The sequence below is a fragment of the Candidatus Thiodiazotropha sp. AKAK3 genome (assembly GCF_058244645.1).
Window position 1 is genome coordinate 65,748 of the sequence record NZ_JBSYOQ010000035.1, and the last position, 13,237, is coordinate 78,984.

At 48.8% G+C, this 13,237-nt stretch carries 8 protein-coding genes; 5 read left to right on the forward strand and 3 right to left on the reverse strand.

Translation table 11 applies throughout. From position 1 onward, the window contains the following. Positions 1–26 precede the first annotated feature (26 nt). From hrpA to AC4IE7_RS06770, 3 genes are all read left to right on the forward strand, one after another. The gene (gene hrpA / locus AC4IE7_RS06760) at positions 27–3,965 is read left to right on the forward strand and encodes an ATP-dependent RNA helicase HrpA (protein ID WP_490776053.1); all 3,939 of its coding nucleotides are present in this window, start codon (positions 27–29) and stop codon (positions 3,963–3,965) included. A gap of 381 nt (positions 3,966–4,346) precedes the next feature. Further along, positions 4,347–4,835 (forward strand): YchJ family protein, encoded by a 489-nt coding sequence (locus AC4IE7_RS06765; RefSeq protein ID WP_490776054.1) that lies wholly within the window; start codon positions 4,347–4,349, stop codon positions 4,833–4,835. A 96-nt stretch (positions 4,836–4,931) separates the two neighbouring features. Next, a complete protein-coding gene (locus tag AC4IE7_RS06770) occupies positions 4,932–5,567 on the forward strand; it encodes a transglycosylase SLT domain-containing protein (RefSeq protein WP_490776055.1) in 636 nt (211 codons plus the stop codon). An 80-nt stretch (positions 5,568–5,647) separates the two neighbouring features. Here the strand turns inward: AC4IE7_RS06770 and AC4IE7_RS06775 are convergent, their stop codons facing one another. From AC4IE7_RS06775 to AC4IE7_RS06785, 3 genes are all read right to left on the reverse strand, one after another. Further along, positions 5,648–5,983 (reverse strand): PilZ domain-containing protein, encoded by a 336-nt coding sequence (locus AC4IE7_RS06775; RefSeq protein ID WP_490776056.1) that lies wholly within the window; start codon positions 5,981–5,983, stop codon positions 5,648–5,650. A gap of 14 nt (positions 5,984–5,997) precedes the next feature. After that, entirely contained in the window at positions 5,998–8,364 is a 2,367-nt protein-coding gene (locus tag AC4IE7_RS06780; RefSeq protein ID WP_490776057.1) for a DUF1631 domain-containing protein, read from the reverse strand. Positions 8,365–8,621: 257 nt separating this feature from the next. Continuing rightward, on the reverse strand, positions 8,622–8,846 hold the full coding sequence (locus AC4IE7_RS06785; RefSeq protein WP_490776058.1) for a decarboxylase: 225 nt from the start codon (positions 8,844–8,846) through the stop codon (positions 8,622–8,624). Between the two features lie 189 nt (positions 8,847–9,035). Here AC4IE7_RS06785 and AC4IE7_RS06790 point away from each other — a divergent pair, with 189 nt between their 5' ends. Together AC4IE7_RS06790 and recC are read left to right on the forward strand one after the other, a co-directional pair. After that, entirely contained in the window at positions 9,036–9,920 is an 885-nt protein-coding gene (locus AC4IE7_RS06790; protein WP_490776059.1) for an HDOD domain-containing protein, read from the forward strand. A gap of 145 nt (positions 9,921–10,065) precedes the next feature. After that, positions 10,066–13,236, forward strand: a complete 3,171-nt coding sequence (recC, locus tag AC4IE7_RS06795; protein ID WP_490776060.1) for an exodeoxyribonuclease V subunit gamma — start codon at positions 10,066–10,068, stop codon at positions 13,234–13,236. The last annotated feature ends 1 nt before the right edge of the window (position 13,237 follow it).

The window sequence follows — 13,237 nt, forward strand, 5'->3', positions numbered from 1 at the left end:
AACAGGATGATGGATCCAGGTTAAGCGTGCAGCGAGAAACATCAGATAAAGAGTCGATCCTGAAGCTGGATTCTCTCCCCGATTTCAAGGAGCTGGAGCACTGTATGATGGCAGATCGTCATCGATTCAGGCGACGCCTGCGGGGTTTGAAAAAGCGCGCTGAAAAGGATGCCAACTACTCTAAGGCGATGCTCGATCTCACACAGCAGATCAAGGCCTCCCAGCAGAGACTTGAAAAGCGTCAGGCACTTATCCCACGACCCTCGTTTCCTTCTGAGCTGCCGGTCAGTCAGCGCTTGGATGAGATCAAGAGATTGATTTCAGAAAATCAGGTAGTGATTCTTTGTGGTGAGACTGGATCAGGCAAATCGACACAGCTACCGAAAATCTGCCTGAGTCTTGGACGAGGCGTGTCCGGGTTTATCGGTCATACTCAACCACGACGTATGGCAGCACGTGCTCTGGCAGCCAGGGTCGCCGCAGAACTGGACTCTAAAACGGGAGAGCATGCAGGATATAAAATCCGCTTCAGCGACCATGTAGGCCCACTGACGCATATCAAGTTGATGACTGACGGCATCCTGCTGGCAGAGATACAGCAAGATCCCTATCTTAACCAATATGATACTCTGATCATTGATGAAGCCCATGAGCGAAGCCTGAATATCGATTTTATGCTGGGCTATCTGAAGCAGCTACTGCCTAAGAGACCTGACCTGAAACTGATCGTTACCTCAGCAACGATTGATCCTCAGCGTTTTGCCGATCACTTCGATCAGGCACCTATCATCGAGGTGTCGGGGCGCACCTATCCAGTAGAGGTGCGTTATCGTACACAAGAGGATGAGCCGGAAAATGAACGCGATGATCCGATGCAGCAGGCGATTGTCGATGCCGTGGATGAGCTCTCCCTTGTCTCCCATGGAGACATACTGGTTTTCCTGAGTGGTGAGCGGGAGATACGCGAGACTGCAGAAAACCTGCGCAAACATAAATTGAAAGCAACTGAACTGGTGCCACTTTATGCAAGATTGAGCGCTCAGGAGCAGGGGAGGGTTTTTAAGCCTCATTCCAGTCGCAGGATCGTCCTGGCCACCAATGTGGCAGAGACATCACTGACAGTTCCCGGTATCCGTTATGTGATTGATACCGGCTTTGCCCGTATCAGCCGCTACAGCCATCGCAGCAAGGTGCAGCGACTACCCATAGAGCGAGTCTCTCAGGCCTCAGCTGATCAACGGAAAGGACGCTGTGGACGTGTCGCTGCCGGTATCTGCATCCGACTCTATACCGAGGAGGATTTCACTCAACGCCCACTGTTTACAGAAGCAGAAATCCAGCGAACCAATCTAGCCTCAGTCATCCTGCAGATGAAACTGCTTGGACTGGGGGATATCAGTGATTTTCCCTTTATCGATCCTCCAGACGACCGCTTGATCAAAGATGGCTATCGGGTATTGGAGGAGATCGGTGCTGTAGATGGTGATCGCCGGGTTACCCGATTGGGACGACATCTTTCACGTCTGCCGGTTGATCCACGCATTGGCAGGATGTTGCTTGAAGCGGCTCATCATCACTGCCTGTCAGAAGTATTGGTGATTGCAGCGGCATTGAGCGTTCAGGATCCCAGGGAGCGTCCGCTTGAGAAGCAGCAGCAGGCGGATGAAGCTCATGCAAAGCATCGCCATGAGCAGTCTGATTTTATGGGCTATCTGTCCCTCTGGAAAGAGGTTGAAGAGCAACGCAAACACCTCTCCAAAAGGAAGTTTCATAGCTGGTGCAAACAGCACTTTCTCTCCTGGAATCGTCTACAGGAGTGGCATGATATCCATGCCCAGTTACGTGGCCAGATGCATGAGATGGGCTATCGAGAGGCGACTGCAGAGGCGGGCTATGAAGAGATTCATATGGCGTTGCTCAGTGGTCTGCTGAGCCATATTGGATTTAAAAGTAAGTCTCATGACTACATGGGGGCTCGAAACAGCCGTTTTTTTATCTACCCAGGCTCAGGTCTCTTCAAGAAGCAGCCAAAATGGATTATCGCGGCAGAGTTAGTGGAAACAACAAAACTCTATGCCAGAACCATTGCGCAGGTTCAGCCTGAATGGATAGAAAAATCTGCAGGTCATCTGCTGAAACGAAGCTATTCAGAGCCCCATTGGGAGAAGAAGCGGGGACAAGTTGCCGGTTATGAGAAGGTAACCCTTTTCGGCATTACACTGACCCCCAGACGAAAGATAAATTTCAGTCCCATTGACCCGGTCGTCGCCAGGGAAGTCTTTATCCGTTCTGCTCTGGTAGATGGGGATTTCCATACCCGAGCCCCTTTCTGGAGACACAATCAGGAGTTGATTGCTGAAATACATGAACTCGAGGCGAAATCGAGGCGACGGGATATTTTGGTGGATGAGGAGCGTATCTACAGCTTTTATGAGGAACGGATCGCTGAGGGTATATCCACCACGCCTGCCTTCGAGAAATGGTTGCGTAAACAGTCAAAGGACAAACCGAAGTTGCTCTATCTTAGAGAAGCAGATCTGATGCGTGATGAGTCGCAACGGGTTTCGAGTGATCTGTTCCCTGAGAAGCTCGATTTAAATGGTATGCGGCTACCATTGGAGTATCAATTTGAACCAGGTACCAATGCCGATGGTGTGACCCTGGTCGTACCTCAGGATGTGCTCAACCAGGTCAGCGATGCCCGCCTGCAATGGCTTGTCCCCGGCATGTTGCGAGAGCGTGTCATTATGCTGATCAGAGGGCTGCCTAAGTCAATACGCCGCTCTTTTGTACCGGTACCCGACTTTGCTGATGCTTGCCTGTCAGGCGTTAAGCCCAGCGATCGTCCACTAGTGCAGGTTTTGGGGGAGAGACTGAAGCAGCTGAGTGGTGTACATATTCCAGAGGATGCCTGGAATCAGAACGATCTACCGCTGCATCTGCAAATGCGCCTGAAGGTTGTCGATCAATCAGGTAAACAGTTGGAATCAAGCCGCAATCTATCCAGCTTGAAGAGACAACATGCGACCCAGAAAAGGGCTGAGCACCGCCAGCTCAGTTCACCGGAACTGGAACGCAATGGATTGAAATCCTGGGATTTTGAACCACTACCCAAGCAGTTGGCGGTGGAGCAGGGGGGGATTCTACTGCAAGGCTATCCATCACTGATAGACGAAGGTGATAGTGTCGCCATTCAACTACTCGATTCTGAGTTCAATGCTCAGGCGGCACATAAAGCCGGTGTGAGACGTCTGCTGATGCTCAAGCTGCCTAAGGAGACGCGCTATCTACGTAAGAATCTGTTGAATTTGGATCGCATACGACTGATGTACGCCAAGGTTCCCGCTGCGCCTGAAGGTATCGGTAACTTACAGGCTAAAAATATTGAGAATGAACTGGTCAATAAGGTCTTCGACAAGACCTTTCTGGATGGTCAGTCCGAAATTAGGGACGCGGCCAGTTTTGAATCCCGCTGCACCTCATGCAAAGGGGCATTGATGACCATCTCCAATGAGATGTGCAAGCAACTGCTGAATATATTGGAAGCCTATAATCAGGCACATAAAGCGGTGAATTCCATCAGCCAGATAAATTGGATGAAGTCGGTCCTGGATATGCAGAGCCATCTGGATCGACTGCTCTATAAGGGGTTCTTGCAATCAGTCCCTGAAACGCAGCTTCAGGAGTATCCCCGATACCTGAATGGGGTGCTAAAACGAGCTGAAAAGTTGGCTCATTCTGCTGTCAGGGATCAACAGAGGATGCAGGAGATGGCTGGTCTACAGCTGAAGTGGCAGCAGTGGGATGAATTGTGCAGAAAAGAGGGGCGAGCCGATGAAAGAATCGAAGAGATACGTTGGGGGTTGGAGGAGCTGAGAATTTCACTTTTTGCTCAGGAATTGGGTACAAAATACCCCATTTCGATAAAGCGTCTGGAGAGACGGGCACGGGAGCTGGGTCTTTGAATAGTCAGTAAGCGTCATAAAATCTTCATATTCATCAAGTATAATTCACCCCGTAGGAGCGAAACCTAGAAGTTCTCTAAACCGGTAAAGTGAGAACAGGGGATTTCAAGATGGGCTCGTTCCGCCTGACAGTATCGCCTCGATGAAAGAGGCATAAAGGTGGGTTCAGCACCCGCCTTTTTTTACTGTTACTAATAAAAACAATAGGTTGGGCTAACAATGCCCATTTTTATCAAATGCCTGGCCTTGCTTACCAAGGCGCGTGATCTCCAGCAAAATTATTCAATCAGATGGTGCCGTATCTTGGTGCTGTGCTGACCTCATGGTATTGTTTCCCCCAACTTACCCCTATGGAACCTCTGAACAAGTTGGGAGAGAAAGATGGCAGAATGTTATTGCGGGTCAGGCAATGAGTTTGAGACCTGCTGTGAACCAATTCTGAAAGGCAATACGCAAGCAGCTACCGCAGAAACACTGATGCGTGCACGCTACTGTGCATTTGTAATCAATAACCCTGAATTTCTGCATCACTCTCTTCATCCCGATCATCGTCATGATCATGATATAAATGCTACCCGCCGCTGGGCTGAAAATTCAGAGTGGTTGAAGTTAGAGGTGGTTGAGACAGATAAAGGCACTGCTGATGACGAAGAGGGGAGCGTCGAGTTTATAGCAACCTACAAGGAGCGGGGAACGATTCGACCCCACCACGAAATTAGCCATTTCACCAGAGTGGACGGTAAATGGTATTTTGTTGACGGCGAGTTGGTATCGCCAAAGACAGAGGTTCGAAAACAGCCTAAAGTCGGAAGAAACGAGCCATGTCCCTGTGGTAGTGGTAAAAAATTCAAAAAGTGCTGTGGTGCTTGAATAGTGCTGATATAAGAGGATCTGGAGAATCTTGAATTTCAAGTTTAAAGCCTGCAAGCCGACACCACTCTTAATAGTTGATCTAAGAGATGGGCTGTGTCTGAAATAAATTTCAAAACTGCAAGGGGAGCTGTGGGAATACTGTTCCTGGCGGGGCTGGTATTCCTCATGCCACTCTCGGTAGAGGCTGAGATTTACAAATACAAGGGGCCGAACGGCAGTACTCACTTCACTGACAAACCGATGAAAGGCAATTATCGGCTGGTATGGCGCAGTGGCAAGAAAAAAAGCCGGAACAGTCGTTACAGTCTGGCAAAATTGCGTGAAAACAAAGCTAAAGTCACACCCTTCATAGATGATATAGCGAAACGGCTGCATCTACACCCGGGCTTGCTGCATGCCGTTGTGCGAGTGGAATCTGCATATGATCCTAAGGCAGTCTCAAGAAAAGGTGCACAAGGGCTGATGCAATTGATGCCTGCCACGGCAAAAAGATATGGTGTGGCGAACTCTTATGACCCTGAGCAAAATTTGCGGGGTGGCGCAGAGTATCTAAAGGATCTGCTGAAAATGTTTGAGTTTGACATCAAGCTGGCGCTTGCTGCCTATAATGCGGGTGAAAACGCAGTCATCAAGTATGGGAAGAAAATCCCCCCTTATCCTGAAACACAAAACTATGTGAAAAAAGTGTTGAATGAGTTTGAACGAAATCGCCTGGCAATGTTGAACTGAACCGATGAGATTTAAGTTTCTGTCTCGCTCTGACTCTCCTTAACAATCACCACCAATCTCTATTTGTTCTCAAAGGCTGGTTAATCCGTATACCAAGTGAGTATCAGCTTATCGATATGAAGAATATCGTCATTTGCGATCTCAAGGATTCTGAAGCCACTCCAATAGCTATCCGGTTGCGATGCTTCTGTGCACCACACAACCTCAGCACTGAAATCTGTTGGCTTGTCTTTGGATTGTGGGTCAATCAAGCTCAGCTGAAACACAGATCCGGTTATCATCGGTTCCTGGCTGAGTAACATCAGTCCTTCAGCACTTATATTGACAAGTCTTCCCAGACTGCTACCTGAGACCTTGTCGTGTAATTCTAAAATCTGGTCAGCCACCTTTCGCGGAGTTTGACGTTTATCTTGCATGATGTCTCCTAAAATTATCGGGCTTCTTTGCCGTCATTCTCCTCATCCTCGATCAACTCACTGGCAATATCTTCGGTGGTTTTCAGTGAGCGCTGCAGCATGCGACGAATAGCATGCAGTGTCCTTTCGACGAATGGGTCTCCACTGTCTTCCAGGATGGTTGATTCTCCTTTTAAAATCTCTTGAGCCAGTGTTCTAAGTGGTTTGATGGCGGTTTGAACACCAGCACGATCGACAAACATACATGAGGCGGTAAGGGGGCTGAGCCAGGAAAGTTTAACCTTTTTAGTCTCACCGCTTTGAGCATCACGAATTTCAAACCAGGTCCCGAAGCGAATTTTGCGCAATTTTTCCATCATCGCTTCTTCATCTTCAGGTATGGACTCATCATCAGAAACCGAATCATCAGCACTATCCGGAGCCTTACTTGGCACTGCCTTCAACTGGGGCTTGGTCAGCGGCTCTTTGGCTTCATCAACAACCTCAGCCTCTTTTTGAGGGGGTTTTTCCGGTGTCGTAGTAGTGGCTTGTTCTGAAGCGATAGTGGCTGTCTCGGCACTACTGAGCAGACCAAACAGTGTTTGGCTCTTTTCCTGGTGAAAACCGCCCAATGAGGCCAGGCCTTGCTCAATAGATCTACGTAAATCAGGCAGGGTTTGCTCCAGTTCCTGCCGCTCTTTTTCTGTTTTTGGCTCGAATGCCCAGGCGATTTCGTCAGCAATCTGCAGGGCCTCTTTCCAGTCTTCACTCATCTCACCGTCTGGGTGACGCAGTAAAACAAAAATGAGCTTGTCGACCCAGGTCTGTTCGAGAAACTCTTTTGCAGGCTTGGGAAGGTGCTCACTGAACGAACGAGCTTTCATCTCTTGAGAAGAGCGTTGGCGGGCAATATTCAGTTTTTCCCGGCCTTTGATGGAATCCTGAGCGCGTTTTTCAAGAATGTCCGATTTACGACGGAACTCATCCATGCGTTTCTTGAAATTTTCCAGCAGGGTGCCAAACAAGCTGACATTGTCAGAAAACTCTTTCAACACACGGTCGACCACATTCTGCATATCGGGATAAATACCCCGTTTCAGATTGCGTTCGTCTATCCAATGGCTGCCTGCTTCAACGAGGGAATCAAGAAGTTGTCTGGCTTCATGATCACTGTCGGTGAGTAACTTACGGTCGATAATCGCGACTTTGAGGTAGGGTGTGTGCAAATGACTGATCAGCGCCTTTGCCACAGCGGGCAATACGGGATCATTCAACATGTATTCGAACAACATACCGACCAGATCGATGGTGTCTTCGTCTGCTGATTCCAGGCGGTCAGCACCAACTTCTGTGTAGAGCTTATGCCGCTCCTCAGCCAGTGTGTGTTTGACTCGGATGAGGAATTGCTCATCGATCTCTATATTTGCAATAGCACTACCGGGTGCATTGATATCCGGTACATATTCAAACCGTTTTTCTGGCTGAATATTGTCGAGTGCACTGACCAGGTTCTCTTGAGTCGCTGGAGCAGAGGCACCAGGCTGTCTGCCTGCTGCTTGAGCGGCAGCGGCTTTGGCCTTCGCCTTTTCAGGGGATACGCGCCTGCGATTGGCCATCATATCCAGTATCGAGCCGAACAGTTCCTCTCCCAGCTCCTCCTGAGTCTGCTCCGGCATGTTTTCATCATGCTCTTCCCCATCTGCAGATCCTGGCTCATTGCTGTCAGGAGACTTCTGAATGGAGGGGCGCAGGTGGGGCAGAACGCCTGCTTCTTTGAGGCTGTTGTTGAAATCGTCGTAGATTGAGCCCAGCTGCTTCAGTACATACTTATCAAACAGGGCAAGTATGATGACTTTGATACGTGCTTCCAGGCCCAGGGCGTCAATAGCATCGTTAAAGGCATGTGCGAGGTGGTGAGGTCCAGAAGGAATCTGCTTGTGTTTAACACTGCGGCCGCCGCTGACCACACTGAGTCTTTGACCCAGGGCATAAAGCTGAGCCCGGTGGTGGCCTATAGTACGGCTGATCATATTCTCCAGGGCCGTATTGACGTCCATCGACTCCTGGTCGACCAGTTCCAGTTCCGTATCCTCATCCAGGCTGGAGAAGCCGTCTATCTCGGGTTGGTCTTTCCAGAACTTATCAAAACCCTCATTTACCAATTCCCGAAATTCATGTTCCACTAATCCATGACGATTTCTGATCATCGCCATAGCTTCAAAAAAACGGTTCTGAACCTCGTTGGTTTCAGCCTTTTGGGCAAAGCTTGTGAGCGCTTTGTCTGTATTGTTGAACAGCTCTGTCATTAGTGCATTGATGAATACAATGACAGTATCCTTACAGCGATTCAACACCGGCTGAAACTGACTCTGATATCTATTTTTTCTGTCTTTTGTAGACACTATTGACGGGTCCTTCAATGGATCATGGGCTACATCGCCAGTTATTGGCAGTGCTTCTGACTTTTATCGGCTACCGAGGCCAGGCAAATGACCTATCCAATAAAGATTAGCATGAAGAACAGATCAGATGAACAATATCTTTTTGAATAAATGTGTTATCGGCCCGTGGTTGCCGTTTCATAGCTTCTCGTTAGGCTAAAATCGTTAAACATTTTAGGACACTACACTAGGGCCTATTCGATTAGTGTTAACAGGCCCTAGTCATCACCGATGATCTGTTCTTCATTGTTGTTGGATGGCGTGAGCAGAATTTCACCCTGTCCAATGGTTTTTGCAAAGACCATTCTGTATGTGGTTCCGTCATCGTCCTGGTGGGTTGCTCTCAGGCTTCTAACCTTCTCGCGAGCTGATCGATATTTTTCTATTTCATCCAGGTATTCAAGGGTTTGGTCTGGGCTGATTTTAAAAATGAAATAGGGCATGGTGCTGCTTACTCCTGCGATTTCACATACTGTTTTGGTCAAGCTTTGCCCTATTATGTCGATAACTATTGAAAGAGGATAGGTTTATAAACCACTGTGGTTGAGTCGAATATCCAATAATGTAATTAAAATCAATGCATTAAGTGTTTTTTTGTTTGGTTGGTGAATTACCCTCGCGAGGCGCATGTCATGACACCGCAACAACTTGTTATAGAGCTTGATCAACTGGTCTCACTGCCAGATGTTTGTGTGAAAGTGAATCGTTTGATTGACGCGCCTAACTATTCTGCATTGACGCTTGGGGATATTATTTCCCAGGATTCTGACCTCTCTGCCCGCCTGCTAAGAGTAGTAAACAGTGCTTTTTTTAGTTTGCAGGTACCTGTGGATACTATTTCAAGAGCAATCACCATTATCGGTACAGAAGAGCTGCGCAATCTGGTTATGGCCACCACAGCAGCTAAAGTCTTTACCGGTATCCCTGGCGATTTGGTCGATATGGCTGAATATTGGCGATACTCCATTACCACGGGGGTGATCGCTGGAGAGCTTGCCAGTCATTGTCATGTGCTCCACAGCGAACGGTTGTTTGTTATGGGGGTGCTACACGATATAGGTCGTTTGGCTATTTTTCTCAAGTTACCCCAGGAGGCCAGGGATATCCTTCTGATAACTGGCGGTGAATATGGCTTACTGGCTGAGACCGAACATGATGTGTTGGGGTTTACACACATGGATGTTGGAGAAGCGCTGTTAAGAAAGTGGAAGTTGCCAGAGAGTATTGTCGATGTTGTGGCACGTCACCACCGGCCATCCACAGCTGAGCAGCATCAGCTTGAAACAGCTCTGCTGCATATTGCTGCTGCAGTAGCTGATGCTGAAATCAATGGTTATAGCTTGGAAGAGGTTTTCGAACAGATCGATGAAGGTGCCTTGCAAACTACTGGATTACAAAAGCAGGATATGGATCGATACCTGGAAGCAGTTCCAGATAAGGTATTAGAGATCATGGATGTTGTGTTGGCACCCAAAGTAAGAAGTCGTACAAGCCAGAATCAGCACACCCAAAATTAGTCTGAAGCACCACACGATCGTAGCGCCTATTGCAGGTCAAACAGATCCAATGATCTGGAGAGCTAAAACTGGGGATCTGTAGTTTATTTCATTTTTTTTTATAAGACTCAGGTATTGAGTCTAAAGCAGGGTAGAATACGGCCTCATGTTGAGGCTCTATCAATCCAATCAGCTTGAGGTTTTGGCACAGCAACTTGCACAGTTGCTTTCCGAACCTGTCGCCGCACCACTGCAGAAAGAGCAGATCGTGGTGCAACATCCAGGTATGGGGCGCTGGTTATCACTGCAGATTGCCAGTCGATTGGGCATCTGTGCAAACCTGGATTTTCCCCTTCCCGCCAGTTTTCTTTGGCAGCTGTTCGAAAAATTGCTGCCCAAGGTTCCCCATCAGGATGGCTATCAGCCAAAAAGTCTGACATGGCGGATACATGGGCTGTTGTCGACTCAGTGTCAGCGACCCGCATATGCTGAGGTCAGACAATATCTCTCCCAAGGCGGAGAGCTACGCCAGTTTCAGTTGGCGCAATATCTGGCTACTCTATTTGACCAATATCTTCTCTATCGACCAGACTGGATTCAGTCATGGCAAGAGGGTGACTCGGTTATTTCAGGCGATCAGTGGCAAGCGGATCTGTGGCAGCAACTGGTGTCTGAGGACGACCTGCATTGGGTCACTCTGCAGCAGTCACTTTTCCACTCCGTTGCGAGTGGGGAGCTTCCACAGGAAGACTATCCTCGAGTTTCAATTTTTGGTGTGCCTACACTCTCTCCCGGATATTTGGGGATTTTGCAGCAATTGTCTGAATGGATGGATGTGCATCTGTTTCTGTTGAATCCGAGTGAGGCCCATTGGGCTGAAATTGTCACACCTGAAGAGGAGGCTCGTCTCAACCTGACAGGCACTGGAGAGGAACTCTATCTGGATGTTGGGCATCCACTACTTGCCACTTTGGGGCGTCAGGGTAGGGATTTTTTCGCAGCCATCAATGAAATGGATCCTGGTAGTACGGAGCTGTTCAAAATCCAGTCTGACCAGACCCTACTACATCAAATGCAAAACCAGATCCTGGCCCTTGAACCACCACAACCTGGATCTCTGCCCGATCACTCCATTGCTATGCATCTTTGTCATAGCCAGATGCGTGAAGTCGAGGTGCTCTATGATCAATTGTTGGCAGCACTGGATGAGTTGCCAGCTCTTCGACCAGATGAAATATTGGTTATGACACCGGAAATTGATCGCTATGCATCCTTATTGGAAGCGGTGTTTTCAACACCAGGAAGTCGACCGGTAATACCCTATCGGATCAGTGATATCAGTATGCAGCAGACCAATCCGATTGCCGAGGCGCTGCTGAAAATTTTAGCATTGCCGGGTTCCCGCTATGGTGTGAACGATTTGTTGAGTCTGTTGGAACAGCCCGCCATACGCAGCAGGTTTGAGCTGGATGAGGAGGGGTTCGAACAGATTACTCAATGGATCGATCAAGCCGCCATTCGCTGGGGGAGGGATGGTGCAAACAAACTCGATTTCGGTCTACCTGAAGAGGAACGAAATACCTGGCGTGCAGGATTACGTCAGCTTATGTTGGGTTATGCATTCCCCGCAGATGGAGAACAACTTTGGCATGGCATTTTTGCGTTGGATGCTGTGGAAGGCTCATCCACTCAGTGGCTAGGTGGTCTGCTTGCTTTCAGTGATGGGGTGTTCGGCCTGGATCATATGCTTGGAGAGTCGGCATCGCCTCAACAGTGGCACGCCCGATTAGACGATGTGATAGAGCAGTTCTTTCAGTTGGATGAAACGACTGAGCAGCAACTGATAGCAGTAAGAGAAGCCATTGATCAGATGACCCAAGAGGCTGTGGCTGTAAACTTTTCAGCGCCTGTCTCTCTGGCTGTGGTTCGGCACAGGCTTGGAGAGATCTTTAAGCAGTCTCTCGACAGGGGGTTCCTGGGCGGAGGTGTCAACGTTTGCGCCTTGGCACCGATGCGCAGTCTACCTTTTCGGGTTATCTATCTACTCGGCATGAATGATGGCGTATTTCCCAGGCAAAAAAATGAATTGGGATTCGACCTGATGAAGCAGGAGTTTCGTTCAGGGGATAGATCCCGCCGTGTGGATGATCGCTATCTCTTTCTGGAGACACTGCTCTCTGCCCGAGACCGCCTTGTGATCAGTTATCAGGGCCATAGCCAGCGGGATAACAGCCCGATGCCCGCCTCGGTGGTGGTTGAGGAGTTGCGTGACTGTCTCACACAGATGGTGGGTGAGGCGGGTTTGGCAGAGATCATCCATAAACATCCTCTGCAACCCTTTTCAGCGGACTATTTTCTTCAACAGAGCACTCTGTTCAGCTTCTCTGAGGAGATGCGAGAAGCTGCCATGCGCGTAGGTCGTGGCAAGGCAATGGATCGTCCCTTGATTGAGCAGCCCCTTGTGGCGCAAGTCGACGAGGGAGTTGTGGAACTCGATTTGATGATTCAGTTTTTTGAAAACCCGCAACGGGTTTTTGCGCAGGAGCGTTTAGGCCTGAAGCTGGATCAGATAGAGCGGCTGCCTGAAGAGCGTGAACTGTTTACCATAGAATCCTTTGACCGGAGTGACTTGGAACATCAACTCGTTGATTTACTACTGCAGGAGTATCTTGCAGAGGGTTTGTTTGAACGGTTCGATGCACAAGGTCTACTACCCCACGGTAATGCAGGCAAACTAATCTTCGGGCAAATGCTGCAACAGGCTCAGACAACGGCCGGGCAGGTACGCTCATACCAGGGAGAGTGGTTGCCTGAACCCCTTGAAGTTGATATTGCTATTGATAAAGTGAGGCTCAGAGGTCATCTGCGACAGGTCAACTGCTGTGGCATGTTGGCCTACAGCACATCTAATCTTTATCCCAATCAAATTTTGAAACAGTGGATTCGCCACTTGGTTTTGAATCATCTGCAGCCACAAGGTGTCGCTCTTGAGACTCATTTGCTGGATGCGAAAAGGGTAGGTCGCTTTAAGCCAGTGGAACAGACAGAGCAATTTTTGACGCAACTGATTCATGCCTACCAGAAAGGAATGAATGCGCCACTGCCTTTCTATCCCGGAACTTCATGGCGCTTTATGGAGAAAAATCCAGAGGCAGATAGAGAAAAGGCGCTGCAGGAAGCGGAAAAAAAATGGTTTGGTAATTCACGCAATCCGGGAGATGCATTTAAACCCTACAATCATCTGCTATACCAAGGCTACGCTCTGAATCAAGATGCGTTTGCAGAGACCAGCCAGACACTGCTTCAACCACTGCTGACTCACCTGGAGTGGGATTAGT

Coding starts and splice junctions, on each gene's coding strand:
- AC4IE7_RS06765 (WP_490776054.1), top strand. CDS start 4,347: ATGGCAGAATGTTATTGCGGGTCAGGCAATGAGTTTGAGACCTGCTGT.
- AC4IE7_RS06775 (WP_490776056.1), bottom strand. CDS start 5,983: ATGCAAGATAAACGTCAAACTCCGCGAAAGGTGGCTGACCAGATTTTA.
- AC4IE7_RS06785 (WP_490776058.1), bottom strand. CDS start 8,846: ATGCCCTATTTCATTTTTAAAATCAGCCCAGACCAAACCCTTGAATAC.
- AC4IE7_RS06790 (WP_490776059.1), top strand. CDS start 9,036: ATGACACCGCAACAACTTGTTATAGAGCTTGATCAACTGGTCTCACTG.
- recC (WP_490776060.1), top strand. CDS start 10,066: ATGTTGAGGCTCTATCAATCCAATCAGCTTGAGGTTTTGGCACAGCAA.